Origin of the sequence: Pseudomonas sp. D1HM, assembly GCF_019266105.1 — a bacterium.
Classification (GTDB): domain Bacteria; phylum Pseudomonadota; class Gammaproteobacteria; order Pseudomonadales; family Pseudomonadaceae; genus Aquipseudomonas; species Aquipseudomonas taetrolens.
The window spans coordinates 72,970-92,941 of the sequence record NZ_LRMN01000014.1; the positions used below are offsets into that span (position 1 = coordinate 72,970).

At 57.8% G+C, this 19,972-nt stretch carries 18 protein-coding genes; 7 read left to right on the plus strand and 11 right to left on the minus strand.

The window, feature by feature from the left end:
* The first annotated feature begins 154 nt into the window (after positions 1 to 154).
* The 3 genes from AWM69_RS14640 (at position 155) to pdxH (ending at position 3,232) form a co-directional block, all read left to right on the plus strand.
* On the plus strand, positions 155 to 1,300 hold the full coding sequence (locus AWM69_RS14640) for a serine hydrolase domain-containing protein (protein WP_218727328.1): 1,146 nt from the start codon (positions 155 to 157) through the stop codon (positions 1,298 to 1,300).
* A gap of 109 nt (positions 1,301 to 1,409) precedes the next feature.
* Positions 1,410 to 2,561 carry an OmpA family protein gene (locus AWM69_RS14645; protein WP_131652325.1) on the plus strand — a complete coding sequence of 384 codons (1,152 nt, stop codon included), beginning with the start codon at positions 1,410 to 1,412 and terminating at the stop codon, positions 2,559 to 2,561.
* Between the two features lie 23 nt (positions 2,562 to 2,584).
* Positions 2,585 to 3,232, plus strand: a complete 648-nt coding sequence (gene pdxH / locus AWM69_RS14650) for a pyridoxamine 5'-phosphate oxidase (RefSeq protein ID WP_218727329.1) — start codon at positions 2,585 to 2,587, stop codon at positions 3,230 to 3,232.
* Here the strand turns inward: pdxH and AWM69_RS14655 are convergent.
* Positions 3,180 to 3,461 (minus strand): hypothetical protein, encoded by a 282-nt coding sequence (locus AWM69_RS14655; protein WP_131652327.1) that lies wholly within the window; start codon positions 3,459 to 3,461, stop codon positions 3,180 to 3,182. The genes pdxH and AWM69_RS14655 overlap by 53 nt on opposite strands.
* Positions 3,462 to 3,645: 184 nt before the next feature.
* Between AWM69_RS14655 and AWM69_RS14660 the strand changes: the two genes are divergently transcribed.
* On the plus strand, positions 3,646 to 4,110 hold the full coding sequence (locus tag AWM69_RS14660) for a glycine zipper 2TM domain-containing protein (RefSeq protein ID WP_131652328.1): 465 nt from the start codon (positions 3,646 to 3,648) through the stop codon (positions 4,108 to 4,110).
* 90 nt (positions 4,111 to 4,200) lie between these two features.
* Here the strand turns inward: AWM69_RS14660 and nhaA are convergent, their stop codons facing one another.
* Positions 4,201 to 5,382: a Na+/H+ antiporter NhaA gene (gene nhaA / locus AWM69_RS14665; protein ID WP_048378005.1), complete on the minus strand. Its 1,182-nt coding sequence runs from the start codon at positions 5,380 to 5,382 to the stop codon at positions 4,201 to 4,203.
* 268 nt (positions 5,383 to 5,650) lie between these two features.
* Between nhaA and AWM69_RS14670 the strand changes: the two genes are divergently transcribed.
* Positions 5,651 to 6,745, plus strand: coding sequence for a PLP-dependent cysteine synthase family protein (locus tag AWM69_RS14670; protein WP_048378004.1), 1,095 nt, complete (start codon positions 5,651 to 5,653; stop codon positions 6,743 to 6,745).
* A 79-nt stretch (positions 6,746 to 6,824) separates the two neighbouring features.
* On the opposite strand, the gene AWM69_RS14675 is transcribed toward AWM69_RS14670, so the two are convergent.
* The 3 genes from AWM69_RS14675 to AWM69_RS14685 all read right to left on the minus strand — a co-directional run bounded on the left by AWM69_RS14675 (position 6,825) and on the right by AWM69_RS14685 (position 9,885).
* Positions 6,825 to 8,435, minus strand: coding sequence for an NAD(P)/FAD-dependent oxidoreductase (locus tag AWM69_RS14675; protein ID WP_218727330.1), 1,611 nt, complete (start codon positions 8,433 to 8,435; stop codon positions 6,825 to 6,827).
* Between the two features lie 119 nt (positions 8,436 to 8,554).
* Complete coding sequence (locus tag AWM69_RS14680; RefSeq protein ID WP_048378002.1) at positions 8,555 to 9,226, minus strand: COG3650 family protein; 672 nt, start codon at positions 9,224 to 9,226, stop codon at positions 8,555 to 8,557.
* A gap of 59 nt (positions 9,227 to 9,285) precedes the next feature.
* Entirely contained in the window at positions 9,286 to 9,885 is a 600-nt protein-coding gene (locus AWM69_RS14685; RefSeq protein ID WP_048378001.1) for a short chain dehydrogenase, read from the minus strand.
* Positions 9,886 to 9,991: 106 nt separating this feature from the next.
* Here AWM69_RS14685 and AWM69_RS14690 point away from each other — a divergent pair, with 106 nt between their 5' ends.
* Positions 9,992 to 10,912 carry a LysR family transcriptional regulator gene (locus AWM69_RS14690; RefSeq protein ID WP_218727331.1) on the plus strand — a complete coding sequence of 307 codons (921 nt, stop codon included), beginning with the start codon at positions 9,992 to 9,994 and terminating at the stop codon, positions 10,910 to 10,912.
* A 67-nt stretch (positions 10,913 to 10,979) separates the two neighbouring features.
* On the opposite strand, the gene AWM69_RS14695 is transcribed toward AWM69_RS14690, so the two are convergent.
* The 5 genes from AWM69_RS14695 to AWM69_RS14715 form a co-directional block, all read right to left on the minus strand.
* The gene (locus AWM69_RS14695; protein ID WP_131652332.1) at positions 10,980 to 11,681 is read right to left on the minus strand and encodes an ABC transporter ATP-binding protein; all 702 of its coding nucleotides are present in this window, start codon (positions 11,679 to 11,681) and stop codon (positions 10,980 to 10,982) included.
* The gene (gene livG / locus AWM69_RS14700; RefSeq protein ID WP_048377998.1) at positions 11,682 to 12,449 is read right to left on the minus strand and encodes a high-affinity branched-chain amino acid ABC transporter ATP-binding protein LivG; all 768 of its coding nucleotides are present in this window, start codon (positions 12,447 to 12,449) and stop codon (positions 11,682 to 11,684) included.
* Positions 12,446 to 13,702 (minus strand): high-affinity branched-chain amino acid ABC transporter permease LivM, encoded by a 1,257-nt coding sequence (locus tag AWM69_RS14705; protein WP_131652333.1) that lies wholly within the window; start codon positions 13,700 to 13,702, stop codon positions 12,446 to 12,448. The genes livG and AWM69_RS14705 overlap by 4 nt, the downstream gene beginning before the upstream one ends.
* Positions 13,699 to 14,622 (minus strand): high-affinity branched-chain amino acid ABC transporter permease LivH, encoded by a 924-nt coding sequence (livH, locus tag AWM69_RS14710; RefSeq protein ID WP_048377996.1) that lies wholly within the window; start codon positions 14,620 to 14,622, stop codon positions 13,699 to 13,701. The genes AWM69_RS14705 and livH overlap by 4 nt, the downstream gene beginning before the upstream one ends.
* Before the next feature lie 234 nt (positions 14,623 to 14,856).
* Positions 14,857 to 15,984 (minus strand): branched-chain amino acid ABC transporter substrate-binding protein, encoded by a 1,128-nt coding sequence (locus AWM69_RS14715; protein ID WP_172601047.1) that lies wholly within the window; start codon positions 15,982 to 15,984, stop codon positions 14,857 to 14,859.
* Between the two features lie 357 nt (positions 15,985 to 16,341).
* Between AWM69_RS14715 and AWM69_RS14720 the strand changes: the two genes are divergently transcribed.
* Positions 16,342 to 16,647 carry a DUF2288 domain-containing protein gene (locus AWM69_RS14720; RefSeq protein WP_048377994.1) on the plus strand — a complete coding sequence of 102 codons (306 nt, stop codon included), beginning with the start codon at positions 16,342 to 16,344 and terminating at the stop codon, positions 16,645 to 16,647.
* A 312-nt stretch (positions 16,648 to 16,959) separates the two neighbouring features.
* Here the strand turns inward: AWM69_RS14720 and rapA are convergent, their stop codons facing one another.
* Positions 16,960 to 19,806, minus strand: coding sequence for an RNA polymerase-associated protein RapA (rapA, locus tag AWM69_RS14725; protein WP_131652334.1), 2,847 nt, complete (start codon positions 19,804 to 19,806; stop codon positions 16,960 to 16,962).
* Positions 19,807 to 19,972 lie beyond the last annotated feature (166 nt).

A 19,972-nucleotide genomic window follows, 5' to 3' on the forward strand; every position in this document is an offset into this window, starting at 1 on the left:
TTTTCACAAAAAATGGACGGCTGCGCCGGTAGTCTCTATGCGCGCGGCCAAAGAGCAAAAATGTTCGCAACGTGCTGTTTGTGCTGTTTCAAAATCTTACAGGTACTGGAACAATGCACGCCTTGTAAAGCCATGCTTGATCCAGGAGGTTGGGGTGCAGATTCAGGGTTTTCACGACCTCAGGTTCGAAGCTGTACGCGAGGCATTTGCTGATCTGTTCAATGATCCGCAAGAGCGGGGTGCGGCTCTGTGCATTCAGATTGGCGGCGAAACGGTGCTCGACCTCTGGGCAGGAACTGCAGACAAGGACGGTGAGCAACCCTGGCACACTGACACGATTGCCAATCTGTTTTCGTGTACGAAAACCTTCACCGCGGTGACGGCGTTGCAGTTGGTCGAAGAGGGCAAGCTGGAACTGGATGTACCGGTAACCCGCTATTGGCCTGAGTTCGGTGCGGCAGGCAAGGAATCCATCACGCTGCGTCAATTGCTGAGCCATCGGGCGGGCTTGCCTGCGTTACGAGAACTGATGCCGCCTGCTGCGTTGTACGACTGGCAAACCATGGTCGATGCGCTGGCAGCAGAGGCCCCCTGGTGGACGCCGGGGCAGGGGCATGGATATGCCGCGATCACGTATGGCTGGCTGGTGGGTGAATTGATTCGCCGGGCCGATGGCCGCAGTGCAGGGCAGTCGATTGTGGCGCGCACCGCCATGCCGCTGGGGCTGGACTTTCACGTCGGGCTGGCGGACGAGGAGTTTTACCGGGTCGCTCATATTGCCCGCAGCAAAGGCAACATGGGGGATGCAGCGGCGCAGCGGTTGTTAAAGACGATGATGCATGAGCCTGCAGCCATGAGCACTCGGGCATTTACCAACCCGCCGTCTATCATGACCAGTACCAACAAACCGGAGTGGCGACGCATGGAGCAGCCGGCAGCCAATGGTCATGGCAATGCCCGGAGCCTGGCCGGTTTCTATAGCGGTTTGCTGGACGGTCGTTTACTCGAGGCCGAAATGCTGGAGCAACTGACCCGTGAGCACAGTGTTGGCCAGGATAAGACCTTGCTGACACAAACCCGACATGGGCTAGGCTGCATGCTGGATCAACCGGATGTTCCCAATGCGACGTTCGGTTTGGGGGCAAAAGCGTTTGGTCACCCGGGTGCGGGAGGCTCTGTGGGATTTGCTGACCCTGAGCGCGACGTGGCGTTTGGTTTCGTCACGAATACCTTGGGTCCTTATGTGTTAATGGATCCGCGTGCGCAAAAACTGGTGAAGTGCCTGGCGGAGTGTCTTTAACAGGGCATTTGTAGTCCGTAGGTCGGAACCATGTAGCTTTTATGCGTTCAATACGCTTTTTTAGTGGGCGTTGTGCCTTTTTATTCTTAATTCATTGTGTGGATATTCAATGTCATCTAATAAGACCCTCGCTTTGGCTCTATGCCTGGCCATTACCGGCTGCGCACAAACTCCGCAGAATGACGCCGAGGGCGGCCACAAATGGTGGCAGTTGGGCTCCTCTGACGAGGCGTCTACTCCCGCGGATAAAAAGGTCGCTGCAGCGGCGGCCAATGTGCAGGATAAGGAAGTGACCAAACCTGTGGCTAAAGCGGCTGCCACGGCGAAGGATAAAGACGTAACCGAGTCAGTGGCTAAAGCCACGGCTACAGAAGACAAAGGCCAGGACAGCGGCTTTAACTGGTGGCCTTTTGGTGCGGACAGCGCCAAGAAAGATGCCCCGGCTGAGAACGCCAACGCCGTTGCCGCATCTTCGACGGGTGCAACCTCTGAGAAAAACTGGTGGTGGCCTTTCGGTAGCGATGCCAAGGGCTCGAAGAGCACTGCATCCAAAGTCGTGCCGATGCCCGATCCAAAAATCACTCAAGCCTGGCTGGACGAGTACGAGCCACGGCTGCGTGCGGCGATCAAAGGCACGAACTTGCAGCTGGAGCGCCGTGAAAGCTTGCTGGTGATTGTGGCCGCTGCCGACAGTTCGTTTAAATCCACTCGCCCGGATTTGTTGATGCCATCCATGCTTGGCCCGTTCACTCGCGTGGCTAAAGTGGTTGAAGGCGATCCGAAAACCGCCGTACTGGTACTGGGACATGCCGACGCTTCGGGCGCCATGGCCGGCAACACCAAACTGAGCCTGGATCGTGCCAGATCAGTCGCTGCGATTTTCCGCATGAGCGGCTTGCAAAGTAACCGACTGACTCTGCGTGGTATGGGTTCTGTTATGCCGCGGGCGGCTAACGACAGTAATGAAGGGCGAGCGCTGAACCGTCGGGTCGAAATCCTGATGACCCCTCAAGCGACCATGCTGGCGTTGGTCAGCAGGTACAGCCAGCCGGCTTTGTCGCCTGCAGAGCTGGCAGCAGTGCAGCCGGCTGTTGTTGCCCCGACGATTGCCAAGAAGCAAGCGCCGGCCAAGAAAAAAGCCGTTGCTGCCAAAAAAGCAGCGCCTGCCAAAAAGGCCGCCAAGCCAGCCGCTAAAAAGCCAGTGGTCGCTAAAGCGGACACCAGCAAGAAAGTCGCTGCTAACGACAAGACCAAGAACTGAGTGATTCAGGGAAGGATTGCGTCATGAGTCAAGCGCTGGCAGATATGCGCCGTGATTACACCCGTGACGGGCTGGTCGAGGCTCAGGCCCCGGCCGAGCCTTTTGCGCTGTTCCGTCAGTGGTTTGAGGAAGCGGTCAAAACCGAACAACCGCCTGTTGAAGCCAATGCCATGACCCTGGCGACGGTCGATGCAGAAGGGCGCCCGCATTGCCGGGTGCTTTTGCTCAAAGGGCTGGATGAGCAGGGTTTTACCTTTTTCACCAACTACACCAGCGCCAAAGGGCAACAATTGGCAGCACGTCCTTTTGCCGCCATGACCTTTTTCTGGCCTGCGCTCGAGCGCCAGGTGCGTATCGAAGGTCGAGTGGTCAAGGTGACGCCTCAGGAGTCCGATGCTTACTACCAGGTGCGCCCCTTGGGCAGCCGGATTGGCGCCTGGGCTTCGCCGCAAAGCCAGGTGATTGCCGATCGGGAAGAGCTCGCCGAGTTGCTAGAAGCCACTCAAGCGCGTTTCAGTGACACTCAACCGCACTGCCCTGAGCATTGGGGCGGTTACCGGTTGTTACCCGACCGGATCGAGTTTTGGCAGGGGCGGCCGAGTCGCCTGCATGATCGCCTTAACTATCGACGTGAGGGGACTGACTGGGCTCTCGAGCGATTGGCGCCTTGAGCTCATAATCATTCGCCGCGGCTTGCAGCACAGTCTGCAAGTCGCGGCGTTTTACTTTGTGCGCACGGGCCAATGCCAGACGCTGCAGCATAAAGACTTTCTTCTCAGGATCGTTTCCTGCCAATGACAGCGCCAGGTCGCGGTCCATCCAGCGCTTGATGCGCACATAAAGCCACCCGTGAAAATACAAGCCTGCGGCTGTGGTGATAAAAATAATGAAATAGTCCATGACATTCCTGTACCGGGTGAGGCGCATGCAGCTTTTACGCGCTACCCTTTGTGTAATTTCGAAATGGTTGTCTAGCTCGAATCAGCTGTACGGGCGCTGAATAGACGACATTTATCCGCGCCGTATCGTGACAGGCATCCGGTGGCGGCGTCTAATGAACACCTGATCTTTTGGAGTTGATCCTATGCGTAAATCTGTACTGTTAATTGCTGCTTTTTCCACCATGACAGTCTTGTTGGGCGGTTGTGCCTCCAGCCTGACCGGCGATACTTACTCACGAGATGAAGCGCGTCGTGTACAGACGGTTCGTATGGGCACTATCGTTTCGTTGCGTCCGGTGCAGATTGAAGGCACCAAGACCCCGATCGGTGCAGCAACCGGCGCCATTGTTGGCGGTGTAGGCGGCAGTGCAATCGGTGGCGGCCGCGGCAGCATCGTGACAGCCGTGATCGGCGCGGTTGCGGGTGGTCTGCTGGGTTCGGCAGCCGAATCGGGTCTGACCAAGACCCAGGGCGTAGAAATCACTGTACGTGAAGATGACGGCAGCACCCGCGCCTATGTGCAACAGGTTGAGCCGAATCAAGTGTTCCGTACGGGTGAGCGTGTTCGCATCATGACCGTTGATGGAACCAGCCGCGTTACACACTAAACCTTGCTGTAAAAACAAAACCCCGGCCAGTGTTCACTGGCCGGGGTTCTTGTTTTTCAGTAGCCCGCAGCTCGCAGGCCGTTGTTGCGGTTAAGCGGTTTGCTGCTTACGGCTGAAGAACGCCGTTACCGCATAGCCAATCAAGGCTGCCAGGATCGAGCCGGTGAGGATACCCATGCGGTCCATGCCCACGTACTCGCTGCTGCCCGCGACAAATGCCAGCGAACCGACGAACAGGCTCATGGTGAAGCCGATCCCGCACAGAATCGCAACGCCAAACACCTGCCCCCAATTTGCGCCTGCCGGCAATGCTGCAAGGCCGGTTTTGATCGCGAGCCAGGTCAGGCCAAACACACCCACGGTTTTCCCGATCAGCAAGCCTGCCGCAATCCCCATCGGTACGTGGTGGGTGAAGCTGTGCAGGTTGACGCCTGCCAGTGAGACACCGGCATTGGCGAACGCGAACAACGGCAGAATCCCGAAAGCCACCCACGGATGCAGGGCATGCTCGATGGTCAGCAAAGGCGACGGCTCGGAGTTTTTAGTGCGCAATGGAATGCAGAAGGCCAGGGTCACGCCGGCAAGTGTGGCGTGTACACCGCTCTTGAGCACGCAGACCCAGAGAATCAGGCCGATTATCATGTACGGCGCAATTTTCACGACGCCCATTCGGTTCATCACGATCAAGGCTATCAGGCAGGCTGCCGCCAGGATCAATGACAGGCCGGACAGTTCGCTGGAATAGAACACGGCAATCACGATGATCGCACCCAGGTCATCAATGATTGCCAGGGTCATGAGAAACAGCTTCAGTGATACCGGGACGCGCTTGCCGAGCAAGGCCAGCACGCCGAGTGCGAATGCAATGTCAGTGGCCATCGGAATGGCCCAGCCGCCGAGGGCTGCCGGGTTGTCCTTGTTAAGGAACCAGTAGATCAGTGCTGGCACCACCATACCGCCAATCGCTGCTGCGCCGGGCAGTATCACTTGCGAAGGTTTGGACAAGTGGCCGTCAAGCAACTCGCGTTTGACCTCCAGGCCGATCAACAGGAAGAACAAGGCCATCAGGCCATCGTTGATCCATAGCAGCGAAGGTTTGGCGATTTGCAGGGCACCGACCTGGACGGCTACCGGCACGTCCAGAAAGGCCGCGTAATAGTGGGACAGTGGCGAGTTATTGATGATCAAAGCCAGAGCTGCTGCAGCAATCAACAACAGACCGCTGGCAGCTTCCAACTGAAAGAAACGAGTGAAAGTGCTACGCAGAGGCAAGGTGGCTCTCCATCGAATAGGTATAGGGTGCAACACCCTAACCTGTACTGTTAGTTGTTAAAACAAAAACTATATTCTTTTTTGTTATAAGCGATGGTCTGCTTTTGCATCGGCTAAAAGCCTAGCAGTTATGTGTCAAATTGAGTCGTGATTGTGCCTGTGTGCGCTACAGGAAATATCTTAGGATTAACTATTATGTGTACTGCGTGCACGCTGCACGTTCCCTTCCGGGCAACGCCGGGATGCTGCCTATATGAGCCAATCCACCATGAACCAAGACCGCCAATGGGCCCGCGAAGCGATACGGACAATCGAAGCCGATTTTCAACGTTGTGCTGATACTCACCTCATTCCACTGACGTTACCGGGTTTCCCGGGGATCGAGCTGTACTTCAAGGATGAGTCGAGCCACCCCACGGGCAGTCTCAAGCATCGCTTGGCCCGATCGCTGTTTCTGTATGCCCTGTGTAATGGCTGGCTGAAGGCGGATGCTGCAGTGATTGAGGCGTCCAGTGGCTCGACGGCGGTGTCAGAAGCTTATTTTGCTCGCTTGCTGGGGCTACCCTTTATTGCCGTGATGCCCGCCAGTACATCGCCTGCCAAGATCGAGCAAATTGCCTTTTATGGTGGGCAAAGCCATTTGGTCGAAGATCCGACGCAGATTCAGCAAGAGTCCGAACGCCTGGCCCGGGAAACCGGAGGCCATTTCATGGATCAGTTCACCTATGCCGAGCGGGCCACAGACTGGCGGGCTAACAACAACATTGCCGAGTCGATCTTTCAGCAGATGCGTTTTGAGCGGCACCCCGAACCGAGCTGGTTGATTTCAAGCCCTGGCACCGGGGGCACCACGGCGACGCTGGGGCGTTATGTGCGTTATCGCCAGCACGGTACTCGTGTGCTTTGCGCCGATGCGGAACGTTCGGTGTTCTTCGATTTTTACCAGACCGGCGATGCCGATCTGCGCCTGGACTGCGGGTCGCGAATCGAAGGCATTGGCCGTCCTCGGGTCGAGGCCTCGTTTTTACCGCGGGTGATCGATGCAATGGTCAAGGTGCCTGATGCCTTGTCGCTGGCGGCCATGCATTACCTGGCTCAACGCTTGGGACGACGAGTGGGTGGTTCCAGCGGGACCAATCTGGTGGGGGCGTTGATTGCCGCACAACAGATGAGCGGGAGTGGCGAGAGTGGATCTATCGTGGCGATTTTGTGTGATGGCGGCGATCGTTATGCAACCACCTACTACGATGACAACTGGCTCAAGGCACAGGGTTATGAGCTGGAAGGTTTGATTGCTGCGGTCAAGGCCTGTGCGGAGCAGGGCACGGCATTGCCGCCGGGGGTACTGAGGGCGGGGATTTAAATGACGACCGGGGTTTTTCGGCTTCAGGCCTGAGCTTGCCCGCGATACGATCGCGGGCAAGCTTTTGCACGGTCGAAACTTACGCTTCGATACCGAGGATCTCGCGGGCCACGGCTTCGGCAATGCGGATACCGTCCACGCCTGCGGACAGAATACCGCCGGCATAGCCTGCACCTTCACCCGCCGGGAACAGCCCTTTGACGTTAAGGCTTTGCATCGAGGCATCGCGGGTCATGCGCAGGGGCGACGAGGTGCGGGTTTCGATCCCGGTCAAGATCGCGTCATGCATCGAAAAGCCCTTGATCTGCTTCTCGAACGCCGGCAAGGCTTCGCGAATGGCTTCAATGGCGAAGTCCGGCAAGGCCAGCGCCAAATCACCCAAAGACACACCCGGTTTGTAGGACGGCTCAACACTGCCCAGAGCCGTAGACGGTTTGCCCGCAATAAAGTCGCCGACCAGTTGCGCCGGGGCTTCGTAGTTGCTGCCCCCCAGGACATAGGCGTGGGCTTCGAGGCGTTCTTGCAGCTCGATGCCGGCCAATGGCCCGCCCGGGTAGTCTTCTGGCGTAATGCCGACGACGATGCCCGAGTTGGCGTTGCGCTCGTTACGCGAGTACTGGCTCATGCCGTTGGTGACCACACGTCCCGGTTCGCTGGTAGCAGCGACCACCGTACCGCCCGGGCACATGCAGAAACTGTAGACCGAACGCCCGTTCTTGGCGTGATGCACCAGCTTGTAGTCGGCAGCTCCCAGTTTCGGGTGGCCGGCATATTTGCCCAGGCGCGCGCTGTCGATCAACGACTGCGGGTGTTCGATCCGGAAACCCACCGAAAACGGCTTGGCTTCCATGTACACGCCACGGTCGTGGAGCATGCGGAAGGTGTCACGTGCACTGTGACCCAGAGCCATGATGACGTGACGCGAATTCAGCTGCTCGCCATCGGCGAGTACCACACCGGTCAGTTGGCCGTTGTCGATCAGGACGTCAGTGACGCGCTGTTGAAAACGGACTTCGCCTCCCAGCGCTTCGATCTGATGACGCATGTTTTCGACCACGCCGGTCAGGCGGAAGGTCCCGATGTGCGGCTTGCTGACGTAGAGGATTTCGTCCGGTGCACCGGCTTTGACAAACTCGTGCAAGACTTTGCGGCCGTGGTGTTTCGGGTCCTTGATCTGGCTGTAGAGCTTGCCGTCGGAGAACGTCCCCGCGCCACCCTCACCAAACTGCACGTTGGACTCAGGGTTCAGTACGTTTTTACGCCACAGACCCCATGTGTCTTTGGTGCGTTGGCGCACTTCGGTGCCGCGCTCGAGAATGATCGGCTTGAAGCCCATCTGTGCCAGCAGCAGCCCGGCGAAAATACCGCACGGACCAAAACCGACCACGATCGGGCGCTCGGCCAGGTCTTGCGGTGCCCGACCGACGACTTTGTAGCTGACGTCCGGCGCGGGATTGATATTGCGGTCCTCTGCGAACTTCAGCAGCAGGGGCGCTTCATCACGCACGCTCAGGTCGATGGTGTAGATGAAGCACAATTCGGACGTTTTTTTACGCGCATCGTAGCTGCGCTTGAACAAGGTGAAATCGAGCAGGTCATCGCTGGCAACGCCCAAACGCTGCACGATGGCAGAGCGCAGGTCTTCTTCAGGATGATCGATCGGCAACTTGAGTTCGGTGATTCGTAACATGACAGTGTCCAGTATCGGGGCCAGGTGTACCCCGGCAGCCTTATGCGAACCGGCGATTATAAGCGGCTTCGTGGCCCCGGGGTCAGGCTAAAACGACAATACGCACGAACAGTCGTCGTTTAGTCGTTGCGGGCGCCGCCAAAATAGCCACAACCCCGCTGCACTTGGCCGTTGATCCGCAGTTCGGCGCCCAGGTGCTGCACGCTGCCGGTGGCAGTGTCGGTACAGCGTTGCGGGGCTACCCACAGCTCGATCCGCTGATTGTTGGCTTCAGTCGACAAGGAAAACCGCCCGTCGCCAGCCTGTTCCTCAACATACGGCAGCGCCAGTTGCGGCTGGCCTTCACGCTGCAGGATCAGGCCCTTGGCCCCGGCTTTGATATTCCACGCCGGGCCATTGCCGTTGGCGTACACCGTCAGCTGTTTGAAGTTCGGATCCTTGCAGGCCGTGCTGCTACGCTCCAGGCGGTAGAGCTGCTGGAGCTGGACTTCGCCATCGGTGCCCGGGGTCTTGCTTGCAATGAAGTTACCGCGGATGTCGGCAAACAAAGGCCCGGACTGGTCAGGCATGTCGGCAGCGTCTTGCACGAGTGTGGTGTCGGCACTGTCGCGCACAACATAACGCTGTTGGCCAACACACGGCTGGAACACCAACTGGCCATTGGCCGGGACCAGCTCACCTTGCAAGCGGGTCAGGCTGGTACCGGTGTCGACGGGTTGGCTGTTGAACAGTTGGCAGCCCGCGAACACGGGCAACAAGGCGAACAGAATAAGGGAACGGGCAGCACGCATCGTTGGGACTCCTGGCTAATGCCGCCACGTTACTTAGGCACGGGGTGCATCACAAGTGTTTAGCCCACTTGATAGGTTTGCCCGGTCTGCAGACCCTCGACGCTTCGGGCGTAGGCCAATGCTACATCGGCAGCGCTGACGGGCTTGAAGCCTCGAAAGTAGGGCGCATATTTTGCCATGGCCTCTTCCAGTACCGTCGGGCTGACCGAGTTCACCCGCAGCCCGCGTGGCAGTTCGATCGCCGCGGCTTTGACGAATCCGTCCAGAGCGGCGTTGACCATTGCGGCTGAACTTGCGGTGCGAATCGGCTCGCGGTTCAGCACGCCGCTGGTGAAGGTGAACGAAGCCCCGTCATTGGCGAACTCGCGGCCAATCAGCAGTAAATTGACCTGGCCCATCAATTTGTCCTGCAGGCCAAGGGCGAAGTCAGTTTCGCTCATGTCGGCCAGTGGAACGAAGTTGACGTTGCCGGCTGCGCAGATCAAGGCGTCAAAAGGCCCCGTGCGCTCGAACAATTTGCGGATTGAGGTACTGTCGCTGATATCGACGTGAAAATCGCCGCTTTTGCGGCCAATGCGCACGATTTCATGCCGTGGTGACAGTTCACGATCAATGGCCGAACCAATAGTGCCGTTAGCACCGATCAACAGGATTTTCATGGGGGGTGTTCCTTGAGTGGCTGGGAGTAGGCCCAGTTTAGAGCTGGTTTTTTATCTCGATAAGCGCACTAATAAGCAACCTTTGGTTTTCATATGGAAACAGTCCATGAGTGAAATGGATGACTTGGCGGCATTCGCGGTACTGATCGACGCGGGGAGTTTTACTGTGGCCGCCCAGCAACTGGGGTGTAGCAAGGGACAGTTGTCCAAGCGCATCAGCCACCTGGAGGCACAGTTCTCTCTGGTGTTGCTGCACCGTACGACCCGGCGCTTGAGCCTGACGGCCGCCGGTGCGGCGTTGTTGCCCCAGGCCCAGGCGCTGGTGGTGCAAGTAGAACGAGCGCGTCAGGCGCTGGCCAGACTTAAGGACGACATTGCCGGGCCGGTACGCATGACGGTGCCTGTGTCGCTGGGAGAAACGTTCTTCGATGCCTTGTTGCTGGAGTTCTCACGGGAATACCCGCAGGTGCAGATTGAACTTGAGCTCAATAACAATTACCGCGATCTGGCGCGAGAGGGGTTTGATCTGGCGATCCGTTCGCACGTGGGAAATGACGAGCGTCTGGTCGCCCGGCCCGTGCTCGATTGGCATGAAATTACCTGCGCCAGCCCGACGTATCTTGATCAGTTTGGCGAGCCGGACACACCGCAGCGTTTGCTCGAGCACCGCTGTCTGTTGAACAGTCATTACAGTGGTCGCGAGGAGTGGCATTACCATCAGCAGCATGAACTGCATCGTGTCCGGGTTTCGGGCGTGTTTGCCAGTAACCACTACAGCCTGCTGAAAAAAGCCGCGGTGATTGGTGCCGGTATCGCCCGGCTGCCGTCGTACATGCTTCACGCCGAGCTGGCGGACGGACGTTTGCGTGCGGTGTTGCGCGACTATCAGACGCGCAGCAATCCAATGTACTTGGTGCACCCTTATCAAGGCGGCCTGCCCAAGCGCACGCAGGTGCTGGTGGATTATCTGGTGGGCTGGTTCCAGCGCAATGACCAGGCGCTGGTGAGTTTTAAACCCGGGATTTGATCCAGTCGTGTGTTTTCACCTCCCATAAAAAACGGCCCCGAAGGGCCGTTTCGCAACACATTCCAGGCTATCCGCCGAGGTACGCGTCACGTACTTTTGGATCATTCAGCAATTGTTCACCGGTGCCCTGCATTACAACCCGGCCGTTTTCCAGCACATAGGCACGGTCTGCAATTTTCAATGCCTGGTTGGCGTTTTGTTCCACCAGAAACACCGTCACACCCTCACTGCGCAGTTGTTCGATGATGTCGAAAATCTGCTGAATGATGATCGGTGCGAGCCCCAGTGACGGTTCATCGAGCAACAACAGTTTGGGCTTGCTCATCAGCGCCCGGCCAATGGCGAGCATTTGCTGCTCACCACCGGACATGGTGCCACCGCGTTGAGTAAAGCGTTCCTTCAGGCGCGGGAAAAGATGCAGGACCTTGTCCATCTGTTCCTGATAGTCGCTCTTGTCGGTGAAAAAACCGCCCATGGCGAGGTTTTCTTCGACAGTCAAACGAGCAAACACCCGACGACCTTCGGGCACAACGGCGATGCTTTTACGCATGATTTGCGCCGAGGTCAGGCCCACCAGTTCTTCGCCCAGATAGCGAATGCTGCCACTGTGGGCTTGCGGTGAACCGCAGAGTGTCATCATCAGGGTCGATTTACCGGCACCGTTGGCCCCGATCAGGGTCACGATTTCGCCTTGGCGGACCTCAACATTGACGCTGTGCAGTGCCTGGATCTTGCCGTAGAAGGTTGAAACGTTTTCAAATTGCAGCATTTACGCTTCCCCCAAATAGGCTTTGATCACTTCAGGGTTGTCACGGATCTGTTCCGGAGTCCCGTCCGCCAAAGGCGTGCCCTGATTGATCACCACGATATGGTCGGAAATGCTCATGACCAGTTTCATGTCGTGCTCAATCAACAGCACTGTGGCGTTGTGCTCGTTGCGCAAAACGCTGATCAGCGCCTTGAGGTCCTCGGTTTCCTTGGGGTTCAGGCCCGCCGCCGGTTCGTCGAGCATCAGGATGCGCGGGCGCGTCATCATGCACCGGGCAATTTCCAGGCGGCGTTGCTGACCATAGGCCAAGGTGCCGGCCGGTCGGTTGGCGAATTCGGTCAGGTTGACCTTGTCCAGCCAGTACGCGGCATATTCCATTGCCTCACGTTCGCTTTTGCGGAACCCGGGGGTTTTGAACAGACCGGCCAGGAAGTTGGTGTTGAGGTGACGGTGCTGGGCAATCAGCAGGTTCTCAACGGCGGTCATGTCCTTGAACAGGCGTACGTTCTGGAAGGTCCGCACCACGCCCTTGCGGGCGATTTCATGACCCGCCAACCCTTCAATGGCTTCGCCATCCAGCAGGATGCTGCCAGCCGACGGTTTGTAGAACCCGGTCAGGCAGTTGAACACGGTAGTCTTGCCGGCGCCGTTAGGGCCGATCATGGACACCACCTGTTTTTCCTTGACGGTCAAGGCGACGCCATTGACCGCCAACAAGCCGCCAAAGCGCATGCTCAGGCCGCTGACTTTCAGAATCTCGCGGCTCATTTTCGCAGCTCCAGGTGAGGACGTTGCATTGGCAGCAGACCTTGCGGGCGCCAGATCATCATCAGCACCATCAAGGCGCCGAACAGAAGCATCCGGTACTCACTGAACTCTCGCATCATTTCCGGCAGCAGAATCATGACCACGGCAGCCAGGATCACGCCCAGTTGCGAGCCCATGCCGCCCAGTACCACGATCGCCAGAATGATCGCCGACTCAAGGAAGGTAAACGACTCTGGAGTGACCAGGCCCTGGCGCGCGGCAAAGAAGCTGCCCGCAAAACCGGCAAAGCTGGCGCCGAGGGTAAAGGCGGACAGTTTGATGATGGTCGGATTCAAGCCCAGCGCACGGCAGGCAATTTCATCTTCGCGCAAGGCTTCCCATGCCCGGCCAATGGGCATGCGCAGCAAGCGGTTGATCACGAATAGCACGACCAGTACCAGGACCAGCGCGATCAGGTACAGGAAAATGACCTTGTTGATCGAGTTGTAGGCGATGCCGAAGTATTCATGGAACGTCTGCATGCCTTCTGCTGCCGTTCTGTCGAAGCTCAGGCCGAAGAGCGTGGGTTTCGGGATGTTGCTGATGCCGTTTGGTCCGCCGGTGAGGTCCGTCAGGTTACGCAGGAACAGACGAATGATTTCGCCAAAACCCAGGGTAACAATAGCCAGGTAGTCGCCGCGCAGGCGCAGTACCGGGAACCCGAGCAAGAAACCAAAGGTGGCGGCCATCATGCCGGCCAATGGCAGGCAGACCCAGAAGCTCAGCCCAAAGTAATGCGAGAGCAGGGCGTAGGTGTAGGCGCCCACGGCATAGAAGCCCACATAGCCCAGGTCAAGCAGCCCGGCCAGACCGACCACGATGTTCAGGCCGAGCCCAAGCATGACGTAGATCAGGATCAGCGTGGCAATGTCCACTGCACCGCGTGAGCCATAGAAGGGCCAGATCAATGCCACCACCACCAGACCGAGAATGATCCAGCGCTGAGTGCTGGGCAGGGTCATGAAGCTGGCCGCTTTGGCGGGGACTTTTGGCAGGCTGGGCGAGGCTTTCCAGGCGGCGCTCAATTGCTGGTTGAACAAGACGCGCACAAACATCAGCAGGGAGCAGATCGCAATCACGCTCAAGGTAAAGGTGCTGGTGTTGTGAACTTCGATGTTGATCCCGACGATAGTCAGTTTCAAGCCGAGTACCGGGTAGGCGACGGCCCAGACCAACAAGGCGCTGAAAAACGCCGATTTAAGATTCCTAGTCATACTTTTTCAATCTCCGGACGCCCCAGGATGCCGGTCGGACGGAACAGCAGCACCAGTACCAGCAAGCCAAAAGCCACAACGTCTTTGTACTGGTCACCGAAAATATCGGCACCAAAGGCTTCAGCTACACCCAATACCAGGCCACCGAGCATCGCGCCGGGGATACTGCCGATTCCGCCCAGTACCGCAGCGGTAAAGGCCTTGAGGCCTACCAGAAAACCCGCGTTAGGGTTGATCACGCCGTATTGCACACTGATGAGCACTGCAGCCACGGCTGCCAGGGCGGCACCGATGACGAATGTCAGGGCGATCACGTTGTTGGTATTGATGCCGAGCAGGTTGGCCATCTTCATGTCTTCGGCGCAGGCACGACAGGCGCGGCCCATGCGGGAGCGGGAGATGAACAGGGTCAGGCCGAGCATGGCCAGCACGGTGACCACGAAGACCACGATTTGCATGTAGGAGATGATGACTTCCTGAGCCCCGCCCGGACCAAAGCTGAAACCGCCCGGGATCAGGTTGGGAATCGACTTGTCTTTTGAGTCCTGGGACAACAACACCATGTTTTGCAGGAAGATCGACATACCAATGGCAGAAATCAAAGGGATCAGACGATTACTGCCGCGCAGGGGACGATAGGCCACCCGTTCGATGCTGTAACCGTAAGCACTGGTGACCACGATGGTGGCGAGGAACGCTACGGTCATCAACAGCGGCACGCTGTCCAGACCCATCATGGTGAGGCCTGCAATCGCGATGAACGCGATGTAGGAACCAATCATGTACACCTCGCCGTGGGCGAAGTTGATCATTCCAATAATGCCGTAAACCATCGTATAGCCGATGGCGATCAGGGCATAGGTGCTGCCAACGTTGAGGCCGTTAACCAGCATTTGGAAGAAGTGATAGATGTCAGGCATTACAAAGCTCCTAAAAACCTGAGACGCATTTCACTGGTGGAGTCATTTTCCGGCCTGGGCGGTAGGGGGTTTCACCCACTTTGAGCGCAGGTCTTCTGCCAGCGAACCGCTGGTGACGGTTTTAAAGATTTTCAGGTGGGGAGACTTCCGGATCACGAAAGCGCGGCCCATATTCCATAAAACGAAGCCCACCGCGCATGCAGTGGGCTTCATTGTCAGACCAAGAACCGGACCTTACTGAGGATTTGCCTCGGTTTTAGGTTTGCCGAAGTGCCATTCGTAGATGACGAACTTGAAGTTCTTCAGGTCGCCTTTCTCATCGAAGCTCAGGTCGCCCATTGGGGTCTTGAAAGTACCCTCATGGATGGCCTTGGCAACTTTGTCGGTGTCTTCGCTTTTGGTCTGCTCGATGGCCTTGGCGATGACTTCAACTGCGGAGTAGGCCGGGAACACGAATGGGCCGGTCGGGTCCTGCTTCTTGGCCTGGAATGCATCAGCCAGTGCCTTGTTTTCCGGCAGTTGGTCGAATGCCTGCGGCAGGGTGACCAGCAGGCCTTCGGATGCGCCCTGGGCAATTTGCGAGATGGAATCGTTGCCCACGCCTTCTGGGCCCATGAACTTGGCGTTCAGGCCTTTTTCCTTGGCCTGGCGCAGGATCAGCCCCAGCTCAGGGTGGTAACCGCCGTAGTAGACGAAGTCGACGTTTGCTTGCTTGAGCTTGGAGATGATGGCCGCGAAGTCTTTATCGCCAGCGTTGACGCCTTCAAAGACAGCAACTTTGACGCCTTTGTCTTCCAGGGTCTTTTTAACGGCAGTGGCGATGCCTTCACCGTATTGTTGCTTGTCGTGCAGGACGGCAACGGTTTTCGGTTTGACGTGATCGGCGATGTAGTTGCCGGCCGCTGGACCCTGGGCACTGTCGAGGCCGATGGTACGGAACACCAGCTTGTAACCGCGTGCGGTGATTTCCGGAGCCGTGGCTGCCGGGGTAATCATGATGATGCCTTCGTCTTCGTAGATGTCCGAAGCAGGCTGAGTGGAGCTGGAGCACAGGTGACCGACCACAAACTTGACGCCGTCATTGACGATTTTGTTGGCGACGGCAACGGCTTGTTTTGGATCGCAAGCGTCGTCGTAAACCTTGGCCTCAAGCATTTTCCCGTTAACGCCACCCTTGGCGTTGATTTGCTCGACGGCCATTTCGGCGCCGGCAACCTGCATGTCGCCATACTGAGTGACTGGGCCTGTCCGGGCGCCCGCGATACCGATCTTGATGGTATCCGCCGCAAACGAATGGCTGGCAACACCGGCCAGAACCATCGCGGCAAACAGTTTAGTAATCTGCTTCTTAGCCATCTTTATTGGTGCTCCACTCTTCTGTTGTAATTTTTATAGTCCTGGAAGCCAAGGCAGCCGGACCGGGTCTTCTTTGAGCGAAATTCCCGGTCATTCCCCCTTGCAACTGTACCGGTACAGTGTAGAGCGCCGGTTCAACGCTTGAATAGCAGGCTGCCAGGGGAAAAAACAGGAAATGTCGCTTAAACGAAAGAAAGAGACAGAATGGCGGCGAATCAGGCTGATGATATTTATCAGAATGTTGCTATCTCAACGCTGCTGCCAAGACTCTCTGTTCTTTCCTCGCGCCTTTACCTGAAACCGGGTTTTTCTACCGGGTATGCGGCGCTATCATTGCGTCGATTTTTTTACCTGGTGAAACCCATGAACCAAGAACCTAGCACCCTCTATGCCAAGCTGCTTGGCGAGACCTCAACTATCGAATGGAAGGCCTTGGAGAAATTCTTCGCCAAGGGCGAAGTGTTGTGGATCGCACCCGAGCTCGACTTGATCGAAGCGGCGCAGGCAATGAGCCAGGATGAGGCAGAGAAAGTCGCGGCCTGGATGGCCTCGGGATCTTTAAGCAAAGTGTCTGCATCGCAGGCTCTGGACTTCGTTGAGCGCGACCCTGAGCTATGGGCAGTGGTGGTCACGCCCTGGATAATGATCCAGGAAAGGGCACAAAAATAATTCAGCGCACTAAATCAGGGCGATTATTTGCCGGGATTCACACACCTTAAGTGTGTAGGCCGGTAACTCGAAACTGGGTAGTGGCAAATTGCCGTAGAGAAACGTCACAGTTGCTGCTGTGGCGTTTTTTTGTGTCTGTCCGGCGGTATGAGCGGGCATGAACGGCAGGCCGTCGTGCTAAGCGGCCGGATGCGGGAGGGGGAAGAAACAGCCCGGAATGGGCGTTGTAGCCGTTGCCGAAGGCTGCGACAGGGCTTCAACGATGCCCCATCACAGCCTGCGGTCGCGGTTACACGGTGTTAAACACCACTGTTAGCCTGCAACCAGAACGCGAATTGCTTCAAGGCGCAGGGCGGCTTTTTCAAGCATGGCCAGGCTTTGCTCGCGCTGTTTGCGCAAGGCAACCAGTTCGCTGTCGCGCACGCTCGGGTTAACCGCCTGCAGGGCGGTCAGGCGTGCCAGCTCTTCTTCGGTGTCGGCTGCCAGGCGACGCTGGGCCTCGGCAACGCGTTCCGCGTGACGCGGTGCGATTTTGGCTTCGCCGGCGTTGATCTTCGGCGTGAGGCTGTCACGCTGGGCTTGAACGAACTTGTTGGCACTGGCACGGGGTACGCTTTCCAGTTGTTCGTTCAGGGTGTCGAAGGCTACCCGGGACGACAGGTCGTTGCCATTGGCATCCAGCAGGCAGCGCAGGGCAGCCGGCGGCAGGTAACGACCCAGCTGCAAGGCGCGGGGTGCGACCACTTCACTGACGTAAATCAGCTCAAGCAGGACTGTCCCGGGTTTCAGTGCCTTGTTCTTGATCAGCGCTACCGCCGTGTTGCCCATCGAGCCGGAGAGCACGAGATCCATGCCGCCCTGCACCATAGGGTGTTCCCAGGTGATGAACTGCATGTCTTCACGCGACAGCGCCTGGTTGCGATCGTAGGTGATGGTGACACCTTCGTCGTCTCCCAGCGGGAAGCTGGCGTCGAGCATTTTTTCGCTGGGCTTGAGGATCAAGGCGTTTTCGGAATGGTCTTCGCTGTCGATGCCAAAAGCGTTGAACAGGGTTTCCATGTAGATCGGCAAGGTGAATTGATCATCTTGCTCAAGGATCGCTTCAACCAGGGCCTCACCCTCGCCTGAACCACCGGAATTAAGCTCCAGCAGGCGGTCGCGACCGGTGTGCAGTTCTTGTTCGAGGCGCTCGCGCTCGGCCCGCGCTTCATCGATCAGGGCCTGCCACTCTTCATCGTCTGCGGCTTCAAGCAACGGCAGCAGGCGTGGGCCGAACCGGTGTTGCAGGGCGTTGCCGGTAGGACAGGTATTGAGGAAGGCATTCAGCGCTTCGTGGTACCACTGGAACAGGCGCTGTTGCGGGCTGGTTTCAAGGTACGGCACATGCAGTTCGATGACGTGCTTCTGGCCGATTCGGTCCAGACGACCAATACGCTGTTCCAGAAGATCCGGGTGGGACGGCATGTCGAACAGCACCAGATGGTGCGCAAACTGGAAGTTACGGCCTTCACTGCCGATTTCGGAGCAGATCAGCACCTGGGCGCCGAACTCCTCGTCTGCGAAGTAGGCTGCTGCACGGTCACGCTCAAGAATGTTCATGCCTTCGTGGAAGACCGTTGCTGGAATGCCGGAGCGCACGCGCAGGGCGTCCTCCAGATCCATTGCGGTTTCCGCGTGAGCACAGATCACCAGCACTTTGGTGCGCTTGAGCATCTTCAGCGTGTCGGTCAGCCACTCAACCCGAGGGTCGAAACGCCACCAGCGTTCTTCTTCGCTGGCGTCCGGCTGGGCCTGGAAGCTGACTTCCGGATACAGTTCGGCGTGTTCACCCAGCGGTAGCTCCAGGTATTCGTCCGGGCACGGCAGCGGGTAAGCGTGCAGTTTGCGCTCAGGAAATCCTTGAATCGCGGCGCGGGTATTTCGGAACAGGACACGGCCAGTGCCGTGACGGTCCAGCAATTCGCGCACCAGGCGAGCGCTGGCTTCGGCGTCGCCTTCGTTGACGGCAGCCAGCAAGCTGTCCCCTTCGGCACCCAGGAAACCATGAATGGTTTGATGGGCTTCTGGTGACAGACGGCCTTTATCCAGCAGTTCCTGAACCGCCTGGGCCACAGGGCGATAGTTGTCGCTTTCGGCGCGGAAGGCCGCCAAATCGTGGAAACGGTTCGGGTCGAGCAGGCGCAAACGGGCGAAGTGGCTGTCCTGGCCCAGTTGTTCCGGGGTTGCGGTCAGCAGCAACACGCCCGGGATCACTCCGGCAAGTTGTTCCACCAGGTCATACTCGGGGCTGACCTGATCTTCATGCCATACCAGGTGGTGCGCTTCGTCGACCACCAGCAGGTCCCAGCCGGCTGCAAACAGGGCGTCCTGGGCCTTGGGGTCGTCTACCAGCCATTCCAGCGCTACCAACGCGAGCTGGCAGTCTTCAAACGGGTTGCTGGCATCGCTTTCAATGAAACGTTCTTCATCGAACAACGCCACTTCGAGGTTGAAACGACGGCGCATCTCAACCAGCCACTGATGCTGCAGGTTTTCCGGCACGACGATCAGCACGCGGCTGGCACGGCCACTGAGCAGTTGGCGATGGATGACCAGACCGGCTTCGATGGTTTTACCCAGACCCACTTCGTCAGCCAGCAGTACACGGGGTGCGATACGGTCTGCCACTTCACGGGCAATGTGTAATTGGTGGGCAATCGGTTGCGCCCGTACGCCACCCAGGCCCCACAGCGGCGATTGCAACTGGCGGCTGGTGTGTTCGAGGGTGTGGTAGCGCAAGGAAAACCAGGACAGCGGGTCGATCTGGCCGGCAAACAAGCGGTCACTGGCCAGGCGGAACTGGATAAAGTTCGAGAGCTGGGTTTCCGGCAGGGTGACGGCTTCGTTTTGCTCGTTGAGCCCGTGGTAGACCATGATGCCGTCGATATCTTCGACTTCGCGCACGGTCATCTTCCAGCCTTCGAAGTGGATGATCGTGTCACCCGGCGAGAAACGTACACGCGTGAGCGGTGCATTGCGCAGCGAATATTGACGGGTTTCGCCAGTGGCCGGATAGAGCACGGTCAACAAGCGACCGTCCTGTGCCAGAACGGTGCCCAAACCTAGCTCAGCTTCGCTGTCACTAATCCAGCGTTGCCCCGGTTGATACTGCTGCGCCATGCTGCCTGACTCCCGCTTCGAAAAAGCCGAGTATATTAACGGATCATGGGCTTCAGTCCAAAGCACTCTCATAAAAAGCTACGCGGCTTGAATCGGACCGGTGTTGATTTTCGACGAGCGGCCCACGTCGATCGACTCGCTACCGACACCTTCAAACAGGAGCACG